1 protein-coding gene is annotated in these 326 nt (G+C 45.4%); it reads left to right on the forward strand.

The annotated features are described in order from the left end of the window. Window positions 1-326: recombination mediator RecR (gene recR / locus CHH91_RS18130; protein ID WP_095224769.1), on the forward strand; the 326-nt coding region annotated here is incomplete at both ends.

A 326-nucleotide genomic window follows, 5' to 3' on the forward strand; every position in this document is an offset into this window, starting at 1 on the left:
CATAGAGACCGTACAACGATTTGTGTTGTCCAAGAATCACGAGATTTAATTGCAATGGAGAAAATGCGGGAATACACCGGGCTTTACCATGTTTTACACGGGGCGATTTCGCCGATGGATGGAATCGGGCCAGAAGATATTAAAATTGCGGAACTGATCAAACGTTTGCAGGATGATGAGAGCGTAAAAGAAGTCATTGTTGCCACCAATCCAACCATTGAAGGAGAGGCAACGGCAATGTATATTTCACGCTTAATTAAGCCTACTGGCATTAAAGTGACTCGCCTAGCCCACGGTTTGCCTGTCGGTGGCGATTTGGAATATGC

This window comes from Virgibacillus sp. 7505 (assembly GCF_002272135.1).
GTDB lineage: Bacteria > Bacillota > Bacilli > Bacillales > Amphibacillaceae > Terribacillus.